We start from the raw sequence: 22,010 nt of genomic DNA, 5'->3' as shown, positions 1-22,010 counted from the left end.
TCTCAGTTATTGACGGCGTGTTGCGGGCTTGTGACTGATGCGGTGTCCATGCCCCGAGCCTGAGCGAGGATGGGTTGCCAGTCGCTGCGCCACTGCGTCAGTGCCGCGCCATCGCCGCGAAATACCAGGTCGAGAAAAGCCAGGCTCAGGTCGGCCGTGGCTGCCTTGGTCTTGGCGTTGAGCGAGGGGCCGCCGGTGAACGAGCGATCGGTGAAGATGCTGTGGGAGCCATCGCGAAATACCGCCAGCAATTTGGTCGGGTTGGCCACCGCATCGTAGATTGCCAGGCGGTCATCCGCGCCAGAGCGATAACCCGGAATCTGGATCACGTCATCGGTGGCGGTCACATGCAGGGTCGGTACCGAAACCTGACCGAGCACCGCTGCCAGGTTGTTTTCACCATAGAACGGCGGGGCCGAGATGATCACTGCGGCGGCAAAGCGAGGATCGCGGTAGCTGATGACCTGGCCATCCCTGACCACCTGTGCTCCTGCAGTGAGCAGCGCCGTGTTGGCGCCGTAGGAGTGTCCGGCGATGACGATACGTTGTGGGTCGACCGCAGCGCCCATCTTCCCTGTCGCAGCGGAAAGCATCTGGTCGAGAGCGAAGCTCACATCGCTGGCACGGGCCATCGCTTCGCTTTCCTGGGCAGCATCGTGCAGGCGCTCCACCACGGCGAACGGGTTACCCCGCCACAGCGCAGAATCACTGCCGACGTGCTGCACGTGCAGGCTGGCGACGCCGTGGCTCGACCAGTGCTTGCCGAGGTAGCTGTAGCCTTTGCGTGAGCCGCCGATGCCATGGGAGAACACCACCAGCGGCACGCTGGCGCCTGGCTGCACGTTGGCCGGCCAGTAAAGGCGTACCGGAACGGCGCGTGAGCGAGTCTGATCGAGCCAGTCGAAATCGCTGATTTCGTAGGCCGACTCCTCTGCTTCGGTGGTATTGGCCGTGGCCGTATTCGATACGGCCAGCATGGCCAGCAATGCGCTTGCCAGCATCTTCCAGCCTCTGCGTCGTGGTTGTGCGACGAAGTCGGCGGAGTCGGTAAGGTCAAGGTCGTCGCTGCTGGCTTGGTATTTCAAAGTCGAGTTCATCGTGGTGCGGATTCCCTGGCGGCTGTTCAGGCTATGGAAAGAGTTGGTAGGGCTTGGTGACCCGCAAAGGCGCGGCGGGAAATGACATGCCGGTGAGGCGTTCGGATTCGTTCCACAGGCGTCTGGCCATACCCAGGTCCATTGCCTGCAGAGGCGTTCTGGCGAGGACGGGATAGCCGCGGGTTTCGCTCAGCCTGTTCGGGCCGTAGTAGGCGCCGCCCTGAGCTTGCGGGGCGGTAGCGGCGAACAGCGTCGGCAGCGCGCCCTGAGCCGCTGGCTGGAACAGGAACCAGAGCAGGCGCCGGGCACTGCCGGCCGCGCTCCACTTGCCGGCGCCATTGGGCAGCAGTTCGGTACGTGACACACCCGGATGCGCCGCGATACTGCGGATACCCCAGCCAGCCGCGTTGCTGCGGCGTTGCAGCTCCATGGCGAACATCAGGCAGGCCAGTTTGGATTGGCTGTAGGCGACCATAGGCTTGTAGTCACGGGTGGATTGCAGGTCGCTCAGGTCGATGGCGCCTTGCCTGGCAGCGATGCTCGAGAGGCTGACAACGCGCGGCTGATCGCCCTTGCGCAGCAGCGGCAACAGTTGGGCGGTCAGGGCGAAGTGACCGAGGTGGTTGGTGCCGAATTGCAGTTCGAAGCCGTCGGCCGTCTCCTGGCGCTGCGGCGGCGTCATCACCCCGGCGTTGTTGATCAGCAGGTCGATGTGGCTATCGGAGTCGCCAAGGCGTTTGGCGAACGCGTCGATGGAGTCGAGGCTGGCCAGGTCCAACTGCTCGAAGCAGACGTCTGAACCCGGATTGAGTTGGCGGATCTGCTCGACGGCAGCTGCGCCACGCGAAGGGTTGCGGCCGGCGAGTATCACCCGCGCTCCCGCTTCGGCCAGGGCTTTTGCGTCTTCGAGGCCGAGCCCACCGGTGCCGGTGATGACGACGGTGCGACCGTGTAGCGACGGAATATCGGAAGTGGTCCAGTTGGCCATGATCGTTGCCTTGCCTCAGAATGGGGCGCTAATCTGAATGCATAAATAATTGCACTGGGTGCAAACATTAGTGCACTCAGTGCAATTATCGCAATAGGCTATTGGAATGTCCGAATCTCTCCCTCCCGAGGGCAATGCGCCTGCCGAAGGCCTGCGAGAGCGCAAGCGCCGGGCTACTCGGCAGCGTATCGCCGAAGTCGGGCTGCAGTTGTTTCTCACAAATGGTTACGAAAGCACCACGCTCGACGCGATCGCCGCCGAGGCTGGTATCTCGCGGCGTACCTTCTTTTCCTATTTCAAGTCGAAGGATGACGTCATCCTGTCCTGGCAGGAGGCCGGCTGGGCCAGCATCCATAGCGAGCTGCTGCGGGTGTCGCCGGATATCGCGCCGCTGGACGCCGTGCGCGATGTATTGGTGAGTCATATTTCCCGCTACACCACCGAGCAGATGGCGGCCATCGACCGGCTGATGCGTTCCAGCGAGTCGCTGCTGGCACGCAAGCAGGCGCATTACGCCGAGCAGGAGAGGCAGCTGTTCGCCACGCTCTGTGAGGTATGGCGCCAACCCGAGCGGCGCATGACCCTGCGCGTGGTGGCCATGGCGTCTCTGGGCGCCATGCGCCTGGCGATCCAGACCTGGCAGGAGCAGGTGGGTCAGCCCAAGCCCGTGGCCAGTTATCTCGAAGAAGCGTTCGAGACGCTCAAGTCCGAACTCTGACCGACTGACCCAGCAAAAAAACGCCCCCGCAAAGACTGCGGGGGCGGCGCGTGGGATAAGGTCGTCCTTGAAGCGGGTTACGCGCAGTCAACCTTGTGGGGCGTTGCTCCCCGTATTGCTCCAGCCACCACCCAGGGCCTTGTACAGCTCCACTTCGCTGCTGAGCTGGGCCAGGCGGTCGGCGATCAGTTGCTGGCGCACGCTGAACAGCTGACGCTGGGCGTCGAGCAGGGTCAGGTAGCTGTCGACGCCGGTGCGGTAGCGGCGTTCGGCCAGGTCGTAATAGGTCTCGGTGGTTTCCAGCAGGGCGCGCTGCGCGTCCAGTTGCTGGCGGTAGGTGGTGCGTGCCGCGAGGCGGTCGGCGACTTCCTGGAAGGCCACCTGGATGGCTTTCTCGTACTCGGCGACGCGGATATCGCTCTGCAATTCGGCATAGTCGAGGTTGGCGCGCAGACGTCCGGCGTTGAAGATCGGCAGGCTGATCTGCGGCTGGAACAGCCAGGTGCCCGAGCCGCCGTCGAACAGGCCGGACAACTGGCTGCTGGCGGTGCCGGCATTGGCGGTCAGGCTGATGCTGGGGAAGAACGCCGCACGCGCCGCGCCGATATTGGCGTTGGCGGCCTTGAGCTGGTACTCGGCCTGCAGCAGGTCGGGGCGACGCTGCAGCAGGTCGGCGGGCAGGCCGGCCGGAACCTGTTCCAGCAGTTCTGCATTGAGCTTCAGCCCTTGCGGCAGATTGGCCGGCAGGCCGGTGCCGAGTAGTTGAATCAGGGCGTTGCGATCCTGAGCGACCAGGCGCTGGTACTGCGCGAGGCTGACGCGGGCGCTGTCCACCGAGCTGCGTGCCTGGCTCAGGGCCAGGGCATCGGCGACACCGACATCGAAGCTGCGCTGGGTCAGCTGGTAGCTTTCCTCGAAGGTCTTCAGGGTGTCCTGGGTCAGTTGCAGCAGCGCCTGATCCGCCTGCCATTGCAGGTAGGCGTTGGCGACGCTGGCGACCAGGCTGATCTGCGTGCTGCGCTGGGCCTGTTCGGTGGCCAGGTACTGCTGCAGGGCCTGCTCGCTGAGGCTGCGGATACGGCCGAAGAAGTCCAGCTCCCAGGCATTGACGCCCAGGGTGGCGCTGTACTGACCGCTGGTACGGGCTTCACCGGTCTGGCTCAGATCGGCCGGCAGGCGCTGGCGAGTGCCGGCGCCATCAGCGGATACCGATGGCAGCAGGTCGGCGCGCTGGATGCGGTACAGCGCGCGATAGGCTTCGACGTTCAGCGCAGCGACACGCAGGTCGCGGTTGTTCTCCAGTGCCACCTGCACCAGTTGCTGCAGCGCCGGGTCGCGGAAGAACTCGCGCCATTGCAGGTCGGCCGCCGCACGGCTGCCTTCGCTGGCGGCGCTGCCATAGGCTTCGCCTTGCGGCCAGTCGGCGGCCACCGGAGCGTCAGGGCGCTGATAGTCGGGAATCAGGCTGCAACCGCTGAGCAGAGCGGCGGCCACGGCCAGGGACAACAGGGACTGCCTCATTGCAGTACCTCCTTCTCGTTTTCACGGGTCGGCTCGGGGCGCTTCTTCTCGAAAATCGAGCAGACCACGACGTAGAACAGTGGAATCCAGAATATCGCCAGGATCATCGCGCTGAGCATGCCGCCGATCACCCCGGTGCCGATGGCGTGCTTGCTGCCCGCGCCGGCACCACTGGCGATGGCCAGCGGCAGACAGCCGAGGATGAACGCCAGCGAAGTCATGATGATCGGGCGCAAGCGCATGCGGCAGGCTTCGATGGCCGCTTCGGCGAAGGTCATGCCCTGTTCGTACTGGGCCTTGGCGAATTCGACGATGAGAATCGCGTTACGCGCTGACAGACCGATGGTGGTGAGCAGGCCGACCTTGAAGAACACGTCGTTGGACAGGCCACGCAGCTCGGTGAACATCAAGGCGCCGATGATCCCCAGCGGCACCACCAGCATCACCGAGAACGGGATCGACCAGCTCTCGTACAGTGCTGCCAGGCACAGGAACACCACGATGGCGGAGATCACGAACAGTGCAGTGGTCTGCGAGCCTGCCAGGCGCTCCTCGTAGGACAACCCGGTCCAGGAGTAGCCGACGCCCTGTGGCAGCTGCGAGGCGATTTCCTCGACGGCGGCCATGGCATCACCGGTGCTGTAGCCAGGCGCCGGAGCACCGAGGATCTCCACTGCCGACACGCCGTTGTAGCGCGCCAGCTTCGGAGCACCATAGGTCCATTCGCCACTGGCGAAGGCACTGAACGGCACCATGCGGCCCTGATCGTTGCGCACGTACCACTTGTTCAGGTCTTCCGGGCTCATGCGCGCGTCGGACACGCCTTGCAGGTAGACCTTCTTCACTCGACCGCGATCGATGAAGTCGTTGACGTAGCTGGCACCCCAGGCAATCGACAGGGTGCTGTTGATGTCCGCCAGCGACAACCCGAGGGCGCGGGCCCGCTCGTCATCGATCAGCAACTGGTACTGCGCCTCGTCGCGCAGGCCGTTGGCACGCACGCTGTCGAGCACCGGGTGCTGGTTGGCCAGTTGCAGGAACTTGTCACGTGCCTCGTTCATCACCTCGTGGCCAACACCCGCCTGATCCTGCAGGAAGAAGTTGAAGCCAGTGGCGTTACCCATCTCCATCACCGCCGGCGGGGCGAAGGCGAACACCATCGCATCGCGGAAGCTGAAGAAGTGCATCTGCGCACGTTGCGCCAGCGCGGCTACGCCATTCTCGGCGCCGGGACGTTCACCCCAGGGCTTGAGCATGATGAAGGCCATACCGGAGCTCTGACCACGGCCGGCGAAGTTGAAGCCGGTGACGGTGAATACCGATTTGACCGTGCTCGCCTCGTCTTCCAGCAGGTACTGGCGCATTTCGTCTACCACCACCTGGGTGCGCTCGGCACTGGAGCCGGACGGCGTCTGCACCTGGGCGAAAAGCACGCCCTGGTCTTCCTCGGGGAGGAAGGCGGTAGGGATGCGGGTGAACATCCAGGCCATGATGATGACGATCACCAGGTACAGCAGCAGGTAGGGCGCCTTGCGCTTGATCATGCCCGCCACGCCGCGCTGATAGGCATTGCTGCCGCGCTCGAAGGTACGGTTGAACCAGCCGAAGAAGCCGCGCTTGGCCTCGTGGTGATCGCTGTCGATGGGTTTGAGCAAAGTGGCGCACAGCGCTGGGGTGAAGATCAGCGCCACCAGTACCGACAGGGCCATGGCCGAGACGATGGTGATGGAGAACTGCCGATAGATCACCCCGGTGGAGCCGCCGAAGAACGCCATCGGCAGGAACACTGCCGAGAGCACCAGGCCAATGCCCACCAGTGCGCCCTGAATTTGCCCCATGGACTTGCGCGTCGCTTCCTTGGGTGACAGTCCATCCTCGCGCATCACCCGCTCGACGTTTTCCACCACCACGATGGCATCGTCCACCAGCAGGCCGATGGCCAGGACCATGGCGAACATGGTCAGGGTGTTGATGGAGAAACCGAACGCGGCAAGTATGCCGAAGGTACCGAGCAGTACCACCGGCACCGCCATGGTCGGAATGATGGTGGCGCGCAGGTTCTGCAGGAACAGGAACATCACCAGGAACACCAGCACGATGGCCTCGAACAGGGTGTGCACCACCCCTTCGATGGAGGCCGAGATCACCGGTGTGGTGTCGTAGGGGAAGACCACTTCCATGCCGGCCGGGAAGAACGGCTCGAGATTGGCGATGGTTTCACGCACCGCCTTGGCGGTGTCCAGGGCGTTGGCACCGGTGGCCAGGCGAATCGCCAGACCGGAGGCCGGCAGGCCGTTGAACTGCGCGTTGATGGCGTAGTTCTCGCCGCCCAGTTCGACCTTGGCGATATCACCCAGGCGCACCTGGGAGCCATCGGCCTGCACCTTGAGCAGAATCTTGCGGAACTCTTCCGGGGTCTGCAGGCGCGTCTTGCCGATGATGGTGGCGTTGAGCTGATTGCCCGGCGCCGCCGGCAGGCCGCCGAACTGGCCGGAGGAGATCTGCACGTTCTGCGCCTGGATGGCGCTGCGCACGTCAACCGGAGTCAGCTGGAAGCTGTTGAGCTTGGCCGGATCGAGCCAGATGCGCATCGCGTACTGCGCGCCGAACACCTGGAAGTCGCCGACGCCCTTGGTCCGCGAGATCGGGTCCTGCAGGTTGGAGACGATGTAGTCGGACAGGTCCTCACGGGTCATGCTGCCGTCTTTCGACACCACGCCGATGACCATCAGGAAGTTACGCACCGACTTGGTCACACGGATGCCCTGTTGCTGGACTTCCTGTGGCAGCAGTGGGGTGGCCAGTTGCAGCTTGTTCTGCACCTGAACCTGGGCAATATCCGGGTTCACCCCCTGTTCGAAGGTAACGATGATCTCCATGCTGCCGTCGGAGTTGCTCGACGAGCTGACGTAGCGCAGGCCGTCGATACCGTTGAGCTGTTGCTCGATCACCTGCACCACGGTGTCCTGCACCGTCTGCGCCGAGGCGCCCGGGTAGGAAACCTGAATGGCAACGGCAGGCGGCGCGATGCTCGGGTACTGGTTGATCGGCAGCTTGAGGATGGACAGGCCACCCGCCAGCATGATCACCAGAGCGATCACCCAGGCGAAGATCGGCCGGTCGATAAAGAATCTGGACATTCAGTACTTCTCCGTTAGTCCTGGCCGCTGGCTTGTTCGGCGTCTTGGGCAGGCTGTTCGGTCTTGACGTTGCTCGCCGGTACGGCCTTGACCTCGGCGCCAGGCTGTACGAACTGCAGACCCTCGGTGATCAGGCGGTCGCCTTCGTTCAGGCCTTCCTCTACCAGCCAGGCACTGCCGGTGGTGCGATCAGCCTTGAGCACGCGCAGTTCAACCTTGTTGTCTGCACCCACCACCATCGCCGTGGGTTCGCCGCGCTGATTGCGGGTCACACCTTGTTGCGGGGCAAGAATGGCGTTCTGCTTGACCCCGGAGAGCAGCTCGGCATGCACGAACATGCCCGGCAACAGCAGATGATCGGGGTTGGGGAATACCGCGCGCAGGGTCACCGAGCCGGTGCTTTCGTCCACTGCCACCTCGGAGAATTCCAGCGTGCCTTCATGGGCGTAGCGGCTGCCATCTTCCAGTTTCAGTGCGACCTTGGCGGCGCTGTCGCTGGCCTTCTGCAGACGGCCCTCGGCCAGGTCACGGCGCAGGCGCAGCAGTTCCTTGCTCGACTGGGTGACGTCGACGTAGATCGGGTCGAGTTGCTGGATGGTGGCCATGGCGTTGGCTTGACCGTTGCTGACCAGTGCACCTTCGGTCACCGCGGAGCGGCCAATGCGACCGCTGATCGGCGCCATCACCTTGGTGTAGCGCAGGTCGATGCGCGCCTGTTCCAGTGCGGCATCGGCCTGCAGACCGGCAGCGCGGGCTTCGTCATAGGCCTGCTGGCTGACGGCCTTGTCGGCAACCAGCAGCTTGTAGCGATCAGCCAGGGACTTGGCGGACAGTTGCGTGGCCTGCGCGCTCTTGAACGCGGCTTCGTAGGTGGCCGGGTCGATCTGGTACAGCTGCTGGCCCGCCTTGACCTCGCTGCCTTCGGTGAACAGGCGCTTCTGAATGATGCCGTTGACCTGTGGGCGCACCTCGGCGATGCGATAGGCGCTGGTGCGCCCCGGCACTTCACTGGTCAGAGCAAAGGGTTTGGCTTCGAGCGTTACCACTCCGACTTGCGGGGTTTGCTGGGTCTGTGGGGCGCTGGATTCCTGGCAGCCGGTGAGACTGAGCATTGCCACGGCGATGGCGGAAACCAAGACAGCGAAGGCTGGCTTCGAGTGCATCTGAGAACCTCGTTTTTATCGAATCATGGCCCAAGGGGCGAAGGGGACGAAGGCAGGGGAAAAAATCGATGGAGGAATATACTTACGTACGTGAATGTTTGTAAATGCCTAAAGCTGCCTGCATACTCTCGCCCGTCCTCCTTTACCGGAGCTTTACATAGAGGCGAAATCAGGTAGACAGATGGCCAGAAGAACCAAAGAAGAAGCGCAGGCGACGCGGGTACAGATACTCGATGCTGCCGAGCGGGTGTTCCATGCCCAGGGCGTTTCCCGTGCGTCTCTGGCCGAGGTGGCGAAAGAAGCCGGCGTCAGCCGCGGCGCCATCTATTGGCATTTCGAGAACAAGATCGACCTGTTCCAGGCCATGCTCGAACGTCTACGCCTGCCGCTCGAGGAACTGGCGCGTGCCAGCGAGAGCGAGGACGAGCCGGACCCACTGGGCTGCATGCGTGAATTGCTGATCAAGGCGCTGACGCGTCTGGCTTGCGAGCCGCAGACTCATCGCACCCACGACATCCTGCGCTACAAGTGTGAATACACCGGTGAGCTGCTAGGTCTGCGCGAGCGCATGCAGGCACTGAGCCTGGAATGCGATCAGCGTATCGCCAAGGCGCTGAGCAACGCGGTCAACAAGGGTCAGTTGCCGAGCGACCTGGACTGCGCGCGGGCGGCCGTCTGTCTGCATGCCTATATGGAAGGTATCGAGTCCAACTGGTTGCTGGTGCCCAACTTCGACCTCGCGCAGCAGGCGCCTGCGCTGGTCGATACCGTGCTGGATATGCTGCGCAGTCCGGCGTTGCGCCTGATGACGGGCTGCCAGATGCCTGGCGAGGTAGGGTGCGCCGTGCGCACCGAGGGCTAGCCCGTTTTTTTCGGTGCGCACAGCACACCCTACGCCATTGCAATCAGGGCGGAGATTCAGCTCGCCTGACGCTGCACGGGCCAGTCGGGCAGGTTGTGTGGTGCGCGCAAGCGGGCTTCGAGCCTGGCGGCAAACTGGCGGGCCTCCTCTTCACTGCGAAAACTCACGCAATGCTGATCCAGTCGTACCTGCCACAGGCATTCGCCGCCCTGATCACGCGGCTGAACGAGAACTTTCATGCGAACCACCTCCTTAAGCTGCGACGAGTCGCCGGTGCTTGTTGGGGACAGTCAGGATAGTTCGCTTGCATGACCTTTTTCTGATCCAAGTCAAATAGCCGACCAGCGTGGTGGCCGCTTGGCGATAAGCGGTACCGCCAAGGAAAGGTGATTGGGTCAGCCCACCACGCCATCGCGCCTCAGAACCCTTCGAGCACGATCTTGCCCTTGGCCTTGCCACTCTCCAGCAACGCATGGGCACGGCGCAGGTTGGCGGCATTGATGGTGCCGAAATGCTCGCCGAGGGTGGTCTTGAGCACGCCGGCGTCGACCAGATCGGATACTCGTTCCAGCAGACGATGCTGCTCGATCATGTCTTCGGTCTGGTACAGCGAACGGGTGAACATCAACTCCCAGTGCAGCGACAGGCTCTTGCGCTTGAGCTGCATCACGTCCAGCGGTTGCAGCGGGTCGTCGATCAGCGCCAGGCGTCCCTGCGGCTCCAGGGATTCGACCAGTTGCGCGTAGTGCTGGTCGGTCTGGGTCAGGCTGGCGACATGGGTGACCTGGCCGATGCCGATGCGCGCCAGTTCCTCGCTCAGCGGCTTGCTGTGATCGATCACATGATGTGCGCCCAGCTCACGGACCCAGGCCTGGGTTTCCGGACGTGAGGCAGTACCGATCACGGTCAGGCCGGTCAGGTGGCGCGCCAGTTGGGTGAGAATCGAACCGACGCCACCGGCGGCGCCGACGATCAGCAGGCTCTGGCCTTGATCGGCCGAGCCCTCGGCAACCTGCAGACGCTCGAACAGCAGTTCCCAGGCGGTGATGGCGGTCAGTGGCAGGGCCGCAGCTTCGGCGAACGACAGGCTGCCCGGCATATGGCCAACGATGCGTTCATCGACCAGGTGCAGTTCGCTGTTGGCGCCGGCACGGTCGATGGCGCCGGCATAGAACACCCGGTCGCCGGGCTGGAACAGACTGACTTCGCTGCCCACGGCCTTGACGACGCCGCTTGCATCCCAGCCCAGCACCTTGGCGGCACCATTCTCCGGTTTAACACCGAGGCGGATCTTGGTATCGACCGGGTTGACCGAGATGGCCCGAACCTCGACCAGAAGATCGTGCGCACCCGGAGTGGGTTCGGCCAGTTGCACGTCCTGCAGTGCTTCGGGATGGTCGACAGGCAGGGATTGGTAGTAAGCGATGGCTTTCATGGAAATGGTCCTCTGTGAGAAATCAGGTAAGGGGTTGCAGCGGGAGCAGATCGATGCCCGCAAGCCGCTCGCCGAATGCGTTGGTGAAGTGTAGGAAGTGCGGCGCTGCGCGATGCTGGTCCAATGCCTCGGCGTCGCGCCATTGTTCGATCATCACGAACTGGTGCGGGTCCAGCTTGTTGCGGTGCAGCGCGTACTGCAGGCATCCGGGCTCCGCGCAGGTGGCCGTGACCAGACGCTGCAGGCCTGCGGCCACAGCCTCGGCATGACCTGGCAGGGCCTTGATGGTGGCGATCAGTGTGAGAGCAGTGGCCATGGCTGGCTCCTGTAGGGAATTGAAACCATGCTCTTTTATTTGTGTGGAAAGAAAAAGCAGCGGGTAATAGAGTCTCTTTCATCATTATTTTGAAAGTGAGCGGCCATGCTGCGTTTCGACGACCTGCAACTCTTCGTGCGTACCGCCGAAACCGGCAGCCTCTCTGCTGCGGCGCGGCTGCTGGATGTTTCGCCAGCCGTGGCCAGCGCCGCCCTCAAGCGTCTTGAGCAGCAGCTGCAGGTGCGCCTGCTGGCGCGTTCGACGCGCAGTCTGCGCCTGACGCCCGAGGGAGAGCTGTATCTGGTGCATGCCCGGTTGGCGTTGCAGAGCCTCGAGGAGGGGCGTCAGCAACTGGTCGGCAGCCAGGAAGGTATTTGCGGTGTATTGCAGCTGTCGGCGCCGTCGGATCTGGGTCGCAATACGTTGTTGCCCTGGCTCGACGAGTTCCAGGACGAGCATCCGCAACTGCAGCTGCGTCTGCTGCTGGCCGACCGGGTGGCCGACCTGTTCCGTGAGCCGGTGGACATCGCCCTGCGCTACGGCGCACCGGAGGATTCCAGCCTGGTGGCGCTGCCGGTGGCACCGGACAATCGTCGGGTGCTCTGTGCTTCACCTTCCTATCTCGCCCGGCGCGGTTCGCCGCAGAGCGTGGAGGAGCTGCATCAGCACAACTGCCTGCTTTATATGTTGCATGGCCGTGCGCATGATCGTTGGCGCTTTCAGGACGGCAAGCGCGAAGTGCTGATGAACGTCGCGGGCGACCGGGTCTGCGACGATGCCGATGTCACTCGGCGCTGGGCCGTGGCCGGGCGGGGCATCGTTTACAAGTCCTGGCTGGATGTCGCCGAAGACGTGCGCGAAGGCCGCCTGCAGGTGCTGCTGCCGAACTGGCTGGGCGAGCCGACGCCTCTGTATCTGGTGTGCGCGCACCGTGCTCAGCTGAGCAAGGCGGTGCATCTGCTGCGTGACTTCGTGCAGCTGCGCTGTCAGCGTTTGCTGGACGCTGCGCCATGGCGTTAGCACTTGATGCGATAAAGCCAGCAAGCCCTGCTAGACTCTCGTACACAATGGCTGCGGCAACGCACCGCAGTGTCGCGCTGCCATCCTCTGTTTAGAGTCGCGCCCCATGAAACTGGCCCACCAAGACCGCTCACTGACCGCCTGGGTGCTGTACTTCAGCATCCTGTTCAGTGCGTTCGTCTGCGCGATCAGCCACGGTCAGATGGCCGGCATGCAACTCAGTGGTCTGGACGGTCAGTATTGCTCGTTCGACGGCAACTTCGGCGCGGGCGCCGACCTTGACGGCTCTGGCATCGTTGCGCCCAACCCGGCCACCGGTACGGGTTGCGCCTTGGCCAGTCTGTTCAGCGCGATCATCCTGGCGGCGTTCTTCGGGTTGCTCGGCCTGCTCGTGGCCGAACGTGTGCGTCCGCTGGCGGCCCTGCATATTCCGCGTCTTGCCCGCTATCGCTGGCCTCCCGCTAATCCCCGCGCTTCTCCCTTCCTGCTTCCTGCACTCTGAAGTCGCCCGTTCAACCTGGCTTTGAGGCCAGGTCTCGTGCGGGCTTATCGAACAAAAGCCTGGAAGCCCTACATGTTTCGTATGACCACCCTGGCGCTGCTCGCCTGCAGCACCTCCCTTGCCTGGGCGCAAGATGACGCCTTGACGCTGCCTGCCAGCACCGTATCTGCCGTTGCTGCCGAGCCTGACGAGGCTACTGGCATCAACCTGGATAAAACCATCGAGAGTGGCTCGCGCCTCAATCTCAATGCTCGTGAAAATCCGGCCTCGGTCAGCGTGGCGGATCGGGCGACCATGGAGCGTCTGGGCGTACGCAACTTTCAGGATGCTGCCAATGCCTTGCCCGGCGTGAACGCCTCGGCACCACCCGGCTGGGGCGGCTACGTCGCCTATCGAGGTTTCAATGGCGCACAGATCGGCCAGTTGTTCAATGGCATCAACCTGCAGTACGGCGGTTCGGCGCGTCCTGTCGGCGCCTGGATCTATGATCGCGTCGAACTGCTGGGCGGGCCGTCATCCTTCCTCAATGGCAGTGGCGCGGTCGGCGGCAGCCTGAACTACATCACCAAGCTCGCCAGCCGTGATAAGGACAGCTTGGAAGGGCGCGTCAGCTATTCGCGCTACGACACCTGGGAAACCGCCATCGGCGTCAATCAGGCGCTCAATGAGGGCGACGGGCCGCGTCATTACGCGCGCCTGGATTACAGCCGCACCCACACCAACGGCTATATAGACCGCCAGGAAAACCAGGCCGGCAACCTGGCCTTCTCCCTGCTCAGCGACATCAACGACCAGCTCTCCCACACCCTGGCCATCGAGTACCTGGAGGAGCAGGAAGACAGCCCGTACTGGGGCTCGCCGGTGTTGCAGCCACTGAGTGGCAAGCTGCGTATCGACAAGCACAACCGTTTCAACAACTACAACGTCGAGGACGGTCGCTACGAGCAACGCACCCGCTGGCTGCGCTCGATCACCGACTACCGCCTCGATGACGCCACCCAGCTGCGCAACACCTTCTACCACTACAAGGGCCAGCGCGATTACCGCAACCTCGAGCGTTATCGCTACAACGCCGCCAATACCGAGGTGACCCGCTCTGCCGCTTACCGTCAGCGCCATGATCAGGAGGTCAATGGCGACCGCTTCGAGCTGACCCATGCCGGCGATCTGTTCGGCCTGGCCAGCGACTGGGCGTTCGGTCTGGAGTACAGCCGCAACCAGCAGACCAACTACCCGCTGTCGATCTCGGCGAACTTCGACACGGTAGATCCCAACGGTTTCAATCCAGGCGAGTTTCTCGACATCCCCGGCATGGACGCCCCGCGTACAAAGGGTCGCAGCACCTGGACCGATACCGCCTCGGCCTTCGTCGAGAACCGTACCCGGCTGACCGAGCGCCTGGCGCTGATCACCGCGCTGCGCTACGACCATATCGACTTCGAGGTGGTCGAACATGCAACCCGCGTCGAGCTGGATCGCCGCTGGGATGCCTTCACCGGACGGGCCGGTCTGGTCTATGACCTCACCGATGCCATCAGCCTCTACACCCAATACAGCACCTCGGCCGAACCGCCAGGCGGCACCCTGACCAGCGCCTCGGTCGCCCAGGTCGCCGATTTCGACCTGAGCACCGGTCGCCAGGTCGAGGTGGGCAGCAAGTTCGACTTCCTCGATGGGCGCGGCTCGGCGACGGCGGCGGCCTACCGCATCGTGCGCAAGAACATCTCGGTGCCGTCTTCCAGCGTGCCGAACACCACCGAGCAGGCCGGGCAGCAGACCTCCACCGGTGTCGAATTGGCCGCCTCGTTCAAGATAACCCCGCAGTTGCTCGCCGCCGGTAACGTCGCCTGGGTACGTGCCGAATACGACGAGTTCAACGAAAACGTCGGCGGTGTGGCGGTATCGCGCAAGGGCAAGAACCCGGTGAACATCCCCGAGCGCGTGGCCAACCTCTGGCTGACCTATGACGTCGCACCGGACTGGCAGGTGGGGGCCGATGCGCGTTATGTCTCCTCGGTCTACGCCAACACCGCCAACACCATGTGGGTGCCGTCGTACACGGTCTACGGGTTGTTCCTCAAGCACGACCTGGATGCTCACACCGAACTGAGCGCGCGGCTGCGCAACCTCACTGACGAGACCTACGCCCGCTTCATCCACCAGAGCAACACCCAGTACTACCTGGGTGAGCCGCGCAGCCTGGAAGTGGCTGTGCAGTGGCGTTACTGATGGCGCTGAAACGCCAGCTGTACCTCTGGCATCGCTGGCTGGGTATCGGCCTGTGCCTGCTGATGGCGCTGTGGTTCGTCTCCGGGGTGGTGATGCTCTATGTCGGCTACCCCAAGCTGACCGGCAGCGAGCGCCTCGCGCATCTACCGGCACTGCCCGCGAGCTGCTGCGCCGAGGTGCCGGCGCAATGGGCACAACTGCCGTTGCAGCGGCTGCGCCTGAGCAGCCTGGGCAGCCAGCCGTTCTATCTGCTGGAGCTGGCCGACGGGCGCCGCGTGACCCTCGATGCGCGTAGCGGTGAGCCCCTGGCGCGCGCCGACGAAGCCTGGGCGTTGGCTGGCGCCCGGCAATATGCCGGCGATGTGCCGCTGCGCTATCGCGGCCAGTTCGAAGAGGATGTCTGGACGCATTCGCGTGCGCTGGATGCCGAGCGCCCGTTGCATCTGGTCGAGCTGGGCGATGCCGAGCGTACCTGGCTTTACCTGTCGGGCAGGACTGGCGAAGTGGTGCGTGACGCCAGCCTGCAGGAGCGGCGCTGGAACTGGCTGGGTGCCTGGTTGCACTGGCTCTATCCGCTACGTGGTGGTTTCGGTTTCGACAATGGCTGGCGCGTACTGGTGATCGGCCTGTCCCTGCTGGGCACGGGCATGGCCGTGCTGGGCATGGTGGTTGGCCTGATGCGCTGGCGCTTTCGCAAACCCTATCGCAACGGCTCCCGCAGCCCACATTCCGGCGGCTGGTGGCGTTGGCACCATATCGGCGGCCTGCTGTTCGGCGTTGTGCTGGTGGTGTGGATCTTCAGTGGTCTGATGTCCATGCGGCCCTGGGGCACCACCGACAGCCGTTCGCGCCTCGATGCTGCGCTGATGCAGGGCGGTGAGTTGCGGGCGGCGGACGTTTCGCTCCCCATCAGCCGCGCGCTGCAACTGCTGCGCACCGAGCTGGATGTGGTCGAGCTGGAATGGCGTCGCCTGGATGGCCGCACCTATCTGGTGGCGCGCGATGCGAGCGGCGATAGCCGCCTGTTGCTCGGCGAGACCTTGCTGCGTCAGCTGCCCCGCGAACAACTGCTCGATACGGCCCGCCTCATGGCGCCGGATACGGCGCTGCAAAGCGATTGGCTGGAGCGTTTCGATTCCTACTACTTCGCCCGCGATGCGCAGAGCATGTACGGCTCCCAGAGCCGGCCGCTGCCAGTATTGCGGGTGCGCTTCGATGACCCGGAGCGGACCTGGGTCTACCTCGACCCGGCCAGCGGCGAGATGGTCGCGCGGCATGACCAGCGCCAGCGCGTCGGCCGCTGGCTGTTCAACCTGCTGCATAGCTGGGACTGGCCGCCGCTGCTGGAACGCCCGCTGCTGCGCGAAGCCCTGATCATCGCCTTCAGCCTTGGCGGCCTGGTGGTCTGCCTCAGCGGCACGGTGTTGGGCTGGCGACGTTTGCGTCGCTCACGAGTGCCGAACCGTAGAAACACGCTCCTGCGAACGAAGGAAGGTCGTTGTGAACGCCTTTTATGAAACCCCTGATGGAGGCACCTGTCATGCGTGAGTCCACCTCGTTCTACAACCTGGCCTGGCGCTGGCACTCCTATGCCGGGCTGTTCGTCATCCCGTTCATGATCCTGCTGTCGATCACCGGGATCATCTATCTGTTCAAACCGCAGCTCGACGCCTGGATGTATGCCGACCTGATGCAGGTGCCGGTCGCCGAGCAGCGCCTGAGCGCCGATCAGCAACTGGCCATTGTCCGTGAAGCCTACCCGCAGGCAGTGGTCAGCAAATACCTGCCGCCTGCAGCGCAGGATCGCAGCGCGCAATTCGTGATCAATCGGGACGGCCAGGAGCTGAACCTGTTCGTCGATCCCTACAGCGGCAGCCTTCTCGGCACCCAGGACGCCCTGTGGAATCTGCAGGCGGTAGTACGCACGCTGCACGGTGATCTGCTGATCGGCACCGTTGGTGACCGGCTGATCGAGCTGGCCGCGGGCTGGGGCATCGTGCTGGTGGTGTCTGGGATGTACCTGTGGTGGCCGCGCGGCAGCAGCGGGGCGGGTGTGCTGTGGCCGCGCCTGAGCGCGCGTGGGCGCCTGTGGTGGCGCGACCTGCATGCGGTGACCGGTTTCTGGGGCAGCGCACTGCTGCTGTTCATGCTGCTCACCGGCATGACCTGGACGGGCTACTGGGGCGCGCAGTTCGCCGGTGCCTGGAATCACTTTCCCGCCGCCATGTGGGATGACGTGCCCAAGTCCGGGCAACTGACCGGCAGCCTCAACAGCAGCAGCCAGCAAACCGTGGCCTGGGCGGTGGAGGTCACGCCGCTGCCAGCGTCCGACCCGCATGCTGCGCATCACGGTCATGCCGTGCATCAGCCCGCAGCGGTCTCCACCAACCTGCTGCAGCATGTGGTCGACAGCGCCGCCGAGTGCGGTGTCCAGCCGGGTTACAGCATCAGCATGCCCCAGGGCGAGCAAGGCGTTTACACCGTCGCGCTGTTCGCCGACGATCCACGCAACGATGCCACGCTGCACTTCGATCAATATAGCGGCGCAGTGCTCGCCGACGTGCGCTGGAAGGACTACGGGCCAGTGGCGAAAACCGTGGAAACCGGGGTGATGCTGCACGAAGGCAAGCTGTTCGGCCTGGCCAACCAACTGCTGATGGCGGCGGTGTGCCTGCTGATCATCTTCAGCTCCGTCAGCGGCCTGGTGCTGTGGTGGAAACGCCGCCCGGCCGGACGCTTCGGCGTGCCGCCGCTGCGCCACGACCTGCCGCGCTGGAAGACCGCCATCGGCGTGATGATGGTGCTTGGTGTGATCTTCCCGCTGGTCGGTGCTTCGCTGCTGCTGGTCTTCGTTCTTGACTGGCTACTCTCGCGCTTTCGCCAACTGCGGCCATCGACCCGGCCGCTGGCATGAGTGAACAGTTCGATCGCCGCAGGACGCGATAGGCTCGACCCATGATTCGATTCCAAACCAGGAGGCAACACCCCATGACCCTGAAGAAAACCCTGCTCGGCCTCACCCTGCTGCTGCCGACGCTGTTGGTGCAGGCCCACGAGTACGAAGCCGGTCAACTGCATATCGACCACCCCTGGTCGCGCGAGATGCCGCCGGTGGCGCCTACTGCCGCCGCCTATTTCGTCATCCACAACAAGGGCGGCGAAGCCGATCGCCTGCTTGCCGTGAGCACCCCGGTAGCCGGCAAGGCCGAGCTGCACGAGCATGTGCACGATGGTGGCGTGATGAAGATGCAGCAGGTACAGGATGTGGCCATCCCCGCTGGTGGCGAGGTGAAGTTCGAGCCCATGGGCTATCACGTCATGCTGTTCAACCTGAAGCAGCAGGCCAAGGATGGTGAGCGCTTCCCGCTGACCCTGACCTTCGAGAAAGCCGGTGCTGTCGAGGTCGAGGTTGTCGTGCAGAAAGACGCGCCGGCAGGCCATGATCATGGCGAGGCTCACGACCACGGCAAGCATCAGCACTGATGCTGTTCACGGCACGCAGGCGAGCTGTGGCAGCCCAGCATGGGCTTCTTGTTCTGCTGGCGCCTCTGGCGTCGCCACTGCGTGCCGTGCCGCCTGATGTCAGTCGCCCGTGGTGCACGTGCATGCCTGCGGCTACTGTCGGTGTTCTCTCATTTCCCGGCCCTGGTAGACAGAGGCTGGCCAGTCGCCGGGTAGCTGGCGCGAGCAACGCCTTCGCTGGCATCAAGCCGGAGAAGAGCCCCCAGCTCGATATCGGCATCCAGTATCGGGGCGACAAGCTGCGGGGCGAGTCTGGCGCTACCAGTGTGACGCCTGGAGCGTCGGCGAGCGCTGGCCTGTAGTGGACGGCCAGGTCGATTAGCCTTCTGAGACGCTCGCCCATGGGATGGGCTTTAGCTGCGACCCACACAGGTCCAGTCCCACCCAGCGGTTGTATGGTTCGTAGCCTTATCCCTGCCGATCCCCCTGGGCTGCATCCGGGCTACGATTTGGCGTGCGCTAATAGAGTCTTAAGGTTCAGGCACCAGAGTAGTCCCCCGCAGACACACTTTTCCCTGCACGCGAGAGGACTACACCATGCGCAAACTGCTTCTGCTGTCTCTGGCTCTGGCCAGCCCGCTGACCTTCGCCGCGACCGAATGCACCACTGCCGACAAGTCGCAGTGGCAGGATCAGGACAAGTTCCAGGCCGACCTCAAGGCCCAGGGCTACGAGATCAACAAGTTCAAGGTCACTGGCGGCAACTGCTACGAAATCTATGGCTTCGACAAGGACGGCAAGAAGGTCGAGATCTACTTCGATCCGGTCAGCGGCAAGCCGGTCAAGAGCAACGTAGAAGGCTGATGAGCGCCGCGATCGTGCGCGTGTGGGACCCAGTGGTGCGCTTGTTCCACTGGTCCCTGGCCGGCGCTTTCCTGGCCAACTACTTCTTCACCGAAGAGGGCGAGGACTGGCATCGCTGGTTCGGTTACTACGCCGTGGCCTGGCTGGCGATCCGCCTGGTATGGGGTTTCGTCGGCACGCCAGCGGCGCGCTGGGCGGATTTCTGGCCGACTCGGGCACGCCTCGGTGCACATCTGCGTGCGCTGATTGCCGGCCAGCCCTACCACCGCCTGGGGCATTCGCCGTTGGGCGCGCTGGTGATGCTCCTGATGATGACGCTCATGCTCGGTCTGGGCGTGACCGGCTTTCTGATGGAGGAGGTCGATTATTTCTGGGGCGCGGATCTGCCGCTGGAAATCCACGAATTCTGTGCCAACGGCCTGATGGTGGTGGTCGGCCTGCATATCAGCGCCGCCTTGTTCGAGAGCTATCGGCTGCGCGAGAACCTGCCGCTGTCGATGGTGACCGGAAAGCGGCGCAAGCTCTCGGAGCACTGAGTGTACAGTCGCGGCTGAAGCCCCTCCCACTGTGGGAGGGGCTTCAGCGGCGATGCTCCTGCTCAGGCCAGGCGCGCGTCCAGGCTGTTCTGCGCCAGGCGCTTGGCCTGAGCTTCGGTCATGCCCAGGTGTTCGTGCAGGGCGGCGAAGTTCTCGCCGACGTAGCCGCCGAAGTAGGCCGGATCATCCGAGTTCACCGTCACCTTCACACCGCGTTCGAGCATCTTGAGGATGTTGTGCTGGCCCATGTGCTCGAACACGCACAGCTTGATGTTGGACAGCGGGCAGACGGTCAGCGGAATCTGCTCGTCGATGATGCGCTGCATCAGGCGTTCATCCTCGATGGCGCGTACGCCGTGGTCGATGCGCTTGATCTTGAGCAGATCCAGTGCCTCCCAGATGTATTCGGGCGGGCCCTCCTCACCGGCATGCGCCACCGCGTGCAGGCCTTCGCTACGTGCCTTGGCGAACACCCGCTCGAACAGCCGCGGCGGGAAGCCCTTCTCCGAACTGTCGAGGCCGACGCCGATAAAGGCATCGAGGAACGGCATGGCCTGCTCCAGGGTCCTGAAGGCTTCTTCCTCGGGTAGATGACGCAGGAAGCTGAGGATCAGGCCGTGGCTGATGCCCAGCTGCTTCTCGCCGTCGACCAGCGCCTGCTGGATGCCGCGCAGCACCACCTCGAAGGGAATGCCACGGTCGGTGTGGGTCTGCGGGTCGAAGAAGGGTTCGACGTGGATGACGTTCTGCGCCTTGCAGCGTTGCAGGTAGGCCCAGGTCAGGTCGTAGAAGTCCTGCTCGGTACGCAGCACGTTGGCGCCGGCGTAGTACAGGTCGAGAAATTCCTGCAGGTTGTTGAAGGCGTAGGCCGCGCGCAGGGTCTCGACATCGGCCCAAGGCAGGGCGATCTGGTTGCGTTCGGCCAGGGCGAACAGCAGCTCGGGCTCCAGCGAGCCCTCCAGGTGCAGGTGCAATTCGGCCTTGGGCAGGGCGTTGAGCCATTCGGGCATGGTCAGGTTCTCGTTATCAGGCTTGGGGATCGGCAAAGTTTAACCGCTCGGACAGGATCGTGCTGCGCCGCCTAGCCTGCTGGGCGGACATCGCTCTTCATGCCCATCATCGTTCCCACGCCGGAGCGTGGGAGCCATCAGATCAGCCCTGTGCTTCCTCACGCCGATAGGCATAGGTATCGGCGAAGCGCGACAGCAGGTACGTGGCGCTGGTCACCGGCGAATACTTGGCCGGATTGTCCGCGCTGGAACAGTTCGGCAGGCAGTCGATCAGCGTGTCGGGATGCGGTTCGGCGAAGAACGGCATGGAGTAGCGATCCACCCCCAGCGGGCTTATCACCCGATGCGGCGTGGAGGTGTAACGGTCGTTGCTCCAGCGCGCCATCATGTCGCCGATGTTGACCACGAAGCTGCCTGCAATCGGCGGCGCGTCGATCCACTCGCCATCGCGCGCGCGCACCTGCAGGCCGCCGGCATCGTCCTGGTAGAGCAGGGTGATGCAGCCGTAATCGGTGTGCGCGCCGGCGCCTTGCTGATCGCTGCTGGTGGCGGTGTGGCGCGGTGGATAGTGGATCATGCGCAGCACGCTGATCGGCTCATGAAAGCGCACGTCGAAGAAGTCGTGCTCGATATCCAGGGCCATGGCCATGGCGCGCAGCAGAGTCTTGGCCAGATCCTGCATGTCGGCGTAATGCTGTTCCATCAGCTCGGCCCAGCCGGGTAGATCCGGGTGGCGATTGGGCCCACGCAGCGGTTTGCCGGTCAGCACCTCGGGGTGATCGGCGGGCATGTGGAAACCCATGTCGAAGGTTTCCTTGAGGTCGCTCGGCTTGCTCGGGTCGAGCTGTTCGGTGGCAATCGCCCCATAGCCGCGATGGTGGGCGGTCTGGGTGATATCGATTTTGAGTTTTTCCTCGGCGGGCAGGGCGAAGAAAGTCTTCGCCGCACTGAGCAGGGCGTCGATGCGCTCGGCGCTGATAGGGTGGCCGACGATATAGAAGAAGCCCCAGTCGCGGCAGGCGCGGTCGATCCGCTCGGCCACGGCAGGCCAGGCGATTGCGTCGTCGGCGTAGAGAGGGGCAATGTCGATGATGGGAAGGCTGTTCATAAAAGCTCCGGGGTGTTGCTGCGAGTCTTCTCGTACCCA

Annotated in this window: 20 protein-coding genes; 10 read left to right on the top strand and 10 right to left on the bottom strand. The window is 63.8% G+C overall.

Annotation, left to right across the window (positions count from 1 at the left end; all coding sequences use genetic code 11):
• Positions 1-2 precede the first annotated feature (2 nt).
• Both JWV26_RS05670 and JWV26_RS05665 read right to left on the bottom strand, forming a co-directional pair.
• Positions 3-1,097, bottom strand: coding sequence for an alpha/beta hydrolase family protein (locus JWV26_RS05670; RefSeq protein ID WP_072424354.1), 1,095 nt, complete (start codon positions 1,095-1,097; stop codon positions 3-5).
• Between the two features lie 31 nt (positions 1,098-1,128).
• Positions 1,129-2,085 carry an SDR family oxidoreductase gene (locus tag JWV26_RS05665; RefSeq protein ID WP_206418580.1) on the bottom strand — a complete coding sequence of 319 codons (957 nt, stop codon included), beginning with the start codon at positions 2,083-2,085 and terminating at the stop codon, positions 1,129-1,131.
• 106 nt (positions 2,086-2,191) lie between these two features.
• Between JWV26_RS05665 and JWV26_RS05660 the strand changes: the two genes are divergently transcribed.
• Positions 2,192-2,803 carry a TetR/AcrR family transcriptional regulator gene (locus JWV26_RS05660; RefSeq protein WP_079782794.1) on the top strand — a complete coding sequence of 204 codons (612 nt, stop codon included), beginning with the start codon at positions 2,192-2,194 and terminating at the stop codon, positions 2,801-2,803.
• An 87-nt stretch (positions 2,804-2,890) separates the two neighbouring features.
• On the opposite strand, the gene adeC is transcribed toward JWV26_RS05660, so the two are convergent.
• The 3 genes from adeC to JWV26_RS05645 are packed head-to-tail and all read right to left on the bottom strand — an operon-like array spanning position 2,891 to position 8,627.
• Positions 2,891-4,324: an AdeC/AdeK/OprM family multidrug efflux complex outer membrane factor gene (gene adeC / locus JWV26_RS05655; protein WP_074916457.1), complete on the bottom strand. Its 1,434-nt coding sequence runs from the start codon at positions 4,322-4,324 to the stop codon at positions 2,891-2,893.
• Complete coding sequence (locus tag JWV26_RS05650) at positions 4,321-7,464, bottom strand: efflux RND transporter permease subunit (protein ID WP_079782796.1); 3,144 nt, start codon at positions 7,462-7,464, stop codon at positions 4,321-4,323. The genes adeC and JWV26_RS05650 overlap by 4 nt, the downstream gene beginning before the upstream one ends.
• Before the next feature lie 14 nt (positions 7,465-7,478).
• A complete protein-coding gene (locus tag JWV26_RS05645) occupies positions 7,479-8,627 on the bottom strand; it encodes an efflux RND transporter periplasmic adaptor subunit (protein WP_072424351.1) in 1,149 nt (382 codons plus the stop codon).
• Between the two features lie 181 nt (positions 8,628-8,808).
• Here JWV26_RS05645 and JWV26_RS05640 point away from each other — a divergent pair, with 181 nt between their 5' ends.
• A complete protein-coding gene (locus JWV26_RS05640) occupies positions 8,809-9,489 on the top strand; it encodes a TetR family transcriptional regulator (protein WP_072424350.1) in 681 nt (226 codons plus the stop codon).
• 56 nt (positions 9,490-9,545) lie between these two features.
• Here JWV26_RS05640 and JWV26_RS05635 read toward each other — a convergent pair whose 3' ends face one another.
• From JWV26_RS05635 to JWV26_RS05625, 3 genes are all read right to left on the bottom strand, one after another.
• Complete coding sequence (locus JWV26_RS05635) at positions 9,546-9,728, bottom strand: hypothetical protein (protein WP_072424349.1); 183 nt, start codon at positions 9,726-9,728, stop codon at positions 9,546-9,548.
• Positions 9,729-9,907: 179 nt separating this feature from the next.
• On the bottom strand, positions 9,908-10,924 hold the full coding sequence (locus JWV26_RS05630) for a zinc-binding alcohol dehydrogenase family protein (protein ID WP_072424348.1): 1,017 nt from the start codon (positions 10,922-10,924) through the stop codon (positions 9,908-9,910).
• A gap of 22 nt (positions 10,925-10,946) precedes the next feature.
• Positions 10,947-11,240 carry a putative quinol monooxygenase gene (locus JWV26_RS05625; protein ID WP_072424347.1) on the bottom strand — a complete coding sequence of 98 codons (294 nt, stop codon included), beginning with the start codon at positions 11,238-11,240 and terminating at the stop codon, positions 10,947-10,949.
• A gap of 105 nt (positions 11,241-11,345) precedes the next feature.
• Here JWV26_RS05625 and JWV26_RS05620 point away from each other — a divergent pair, with 105 nt between their 5' ends.
• The 8 genes from JWV26_RS05620 (at position 11,346) to JWV26_RS05585 (ending at position 19,853) form a co-directional block, all read left to right on the top strand.
• Positions 11,346-12,260, top strand: a complete 915-nt coding sequence (locus tag JWV26_RS05620; RefSeq protein ID WP_072424346.1) for a LysR family transcriptional regulator — start codon at positions 11,346-11,348, stop codon at positions 12,258-12,260.
• A 106-nt stretch (positions 12,261-12,366) separates the two neighbouring features.
• On the top strand, positions 12,367-12,762 hold the full coding sequence (locus JWV26_RS05615; RefSeq protein WP_072424345.1) for a DUF2946 domain-containing protein: 396 nt from the start codon (positions 12,367-12,369) through the stop codon (positions 12,760-12,762).
• 72 nt (positions 12,763-12,834) lie between these two features.
• The gene (locus tag JWV26_RS05610; RefSeq protein ID WP_206418579.1) at positions 12,835-14,991 is read left to right on the top strand and encodes a TonB-dependent receptor; all 2,157 of its coding nucleotides are present in this window, start codon (positions 12,835-12,837) and stop codon (positions 14,989-14,991) included.
• A gap of 5 nt (positions 14,992-14,996) precedes the next feature.
• Positions 14,997-16,508 carry a PepSY domain-containing protein gene (locus JWV26_RS05605; protein ID WP_241201300.1) on the top strand — a complete coding sequence of 504 codons (1,512 nt, stop codon included), beginning with the start codon at positions 14,997-14,999 and terminating at the stop codon, positions 16,506-16,508.
• Positions 16,509-16,531: 23 nt separating this feature from the next.
• Complete coding sequence (locus tag JWV26_RS05600; protein WP_206418577.1) at positions 16,532-17,905, top strand: PepSY-associated TM helix domain-containing protein; 1,374 nt, start codon at positions 16,532-16,534, stop codon at positions 17,903-17,905.
• 74 nt (positions 17,906-17,979) lie between these two features.
• The gene (locus JWV26_RS05595) at positions 17,980-18,474 is read left to right on the top strand and encodes a copper chaperone PCu(A)C (RefSeq protein WP_206418576.1); all 495 of its coding nucleotides are present in this window, start codon (positions 17,980-17,982) and stop codon (positions 18,472-18,474) included.
• 576 nt (positions 18,475-19,050) lie between these two features.
• Positions 19,051-19,317 carry a PepSY domain-containing protein gene (locus JWV26_RS05590; RefSeq protein WP_017675426.1) on the top strand — a complete coding sequence of 89 codons (267 nt, stop codon included), beginning with the start codon at positions 19,051-19,053 and terminating at the stop codon, positions 19,315-19,317.
• Complete coding sequence (locus JWV26_RS05585; protein ID WP_196459133.1) at positions 19,317-19,853, top strand: cytochrome b/b6 domain-containing protein; 537 nt, start codon at positions 19,317-19,319, stop codon at positions 19,851-19,853. The genes JWV26_RS05590 and JWV26_RS05585 overlap by 1 nt, the downstream gene beginning before the upstream one ends.
• A gap of 62 nt (positions 19,854-19,915) precedes the next feature.
• Here JWV26_RS05585 and JWV26_RS05580 read toward each other — a convergent pair whose 3' ends face one another.
• Together JWV26_RS05580 and JWV26_RS05575 are read right to left on the bottom strand one after the other, a co-directional pair.
• Positions 19,916-20,863 (bottom strand): adenosine deaminase, encoded by a 948-nt coding sequence (locus JWV26_RS05580; protein ID WP_206418575.1) that lies wholly within the window; start codon positions 20,861-20,863, stop codon positions 19,916-19,918.
• Positions 20,864-21,005: 142 nt separating this feature from the next.
• A complete protein-coding gene (locus JWV26_RS05575; protein WP_206418574.1) occupies positions 21,006-21,971 on the bottom strand; it encodes a 2-oxoglutarate and iron-dependent oxygenase domain-containing protein in 966 nt (321 codons plus the stop codon).
• Positions 21,972-22,010 lie beyond the last annotated feature (39 nt).

The organism is Ectopseudomonas toyotomiensis (assembly GCF_017167985.1).
Taxonomy (GTDB): Bacteria; Pseudomonadota; Gammaproteobacteria; order Pseudomonadales; family Pseudomonadaceae; genus Aquipseudomonas; species Aquipseudomonas toyotomiensis.
Note: the sequence above shows the minus strand (reverse complement) of the source record. Positions and strands in the feature narration are given on the sequence as shown.

Excerpts from the sequence above, each read along its gene's own strand:
- JWV26_RS05670 (WP_072424354.1), bottom strand. The coding sequence starts at position 1,097 with ATGAACTCGACTTTGAAATACCAAGCCAGCAGCGACGACCTTGACCTT.
- JWV26_RS05665 (WP_206418580.1), bottom strand. The coding sequence starts at position 2,085 with ATGGCCAACTGGACCACTTCCGATATTCCGTCGCTACACGGTCGCACC.
- JWV26_RS05660 (WP_079782794.1), top strand. The coding sequence starts at position 2,192 with ATGTCCGAATCTCTCCCTCCCGAGGGCAATGCGCCTGCCGAAGGCCTG.
- adeC (WP_074916457.1), bottom strand. The coding sequence starts at position 4,324 with ATGAGGCAGTCCCTGTTGTCCCTGGCCGTGGCCGCCGCTCTGCTCAGC.
- JWV26_RS05650 (WP_079782796.1), bottom strand. The coding sequence starts at position 7,464 with ATGTCCAGATTCTTTATCGACCGGCCGATCTTCGCCTGGGTGATCGCT.
- JWV26_RS05645 (WP_072424351.1), bottom strand. The coding sequence starts at position 8,627 with ATGCACTCGAAGCCAGCCTTCGCTGTCTTGGTTTCCGCCATCGCCGTG.
- JWV26_RS05640 (WP_072424350.1), top strand. The coding sequence starts at position 8,809 with ATGGCCAGAAGAACCAAAGAAGAAGCGCAGGCGACGCGGGTACAGATA.
- JWV26_RS05635 (WP_072424349.1), bottom strand. The coding sequence starts at position 9,728 with ATGAAAGTTCTCGTTCAGCCGCGTGATCAGGGCGGCGAATGCCTGTGG.
- JWV26_RS05630 (WP_072424348.1), bottom strand. The coding sequence starts at position 10,924 with ATGAAAGCCATCGCTTACTACCAATCCCTGCCTGTCGACCATCCCGAA.
- JWV26_RS05625 (WP_072424347.1), bottom strand. The coding sequence starts at position 11,240 with ATGGCCACTGCTCTCACACTGATCGCCACCATCAAGGCCCTGCCAGGT.
- JWV26_RS05620 (WP_072424346.1), top strand. The coding sequence starts at position 11,346 with ATGCTGCGTTTCGACGACCTGCAACTCTTCGTGCGTACCGCCGAAACC.
- JWV26_RS05615 (WP_072424345.1), top strand. The coding sequence starts at position 12,367 with ATGAAACTGGCCCACCAAGACCGCTCACTGACCGCCTGGGTGCTGTAC.
- JWV26_RS05610 (WP_206418579.1), top strand. The coding sequence starts at position 12,835 with ATGTTTCGTATGACCACCCTGGCGCTGCTCGCCTGCAGCACCTCCCTT.
- JWV26_RS05600 (WP_206418577.1), top strand. The coding sequence starts at position 16,532 with ATGCGTGAGTCCACCTCGTTCTACAACCTGGCCTGGCGCTGGCACTCC.
- JWV26_RS05595 (WP_206418576.1), top strand. The coding sequence starts at position 17,980 with ATGACCCTGAAGAAAACCCTGCTCGGCCTCACCCTGCTGCTGCCGACG.
- JWV26_RS05590 (WP_017675426.1), top strand. The coding sequence starts at position 19,051 with ATGCGCAAACTGCTTCTGCTGTCTCTGGCTCTGGCCAGCCCGCTGACC.
- JWV26_RS05585 (WP_196459133.1), top strand. The coding sequence starts at position 19,317 with ATGAGCGCCGCGATCGTGCGCGTGTGGGACCCAGTGGTGCGCTTGTTC.
- JWV26_RS05580 (WP_206418575.1), bottom strand. The coding sequence starts at position 20,863 with ATGCCCGAATGGCTCAACGCCCTGCCCAAGGCCGAATTGCACCTGCAC.
- JWV26_RS05575 (WP_206418574.1), bottom strand. The coding sequence starts at position 21,971 with ATGAACAGCCTTCCCATCATCGACATTGCCCCTCTCTACGCCGACGAC.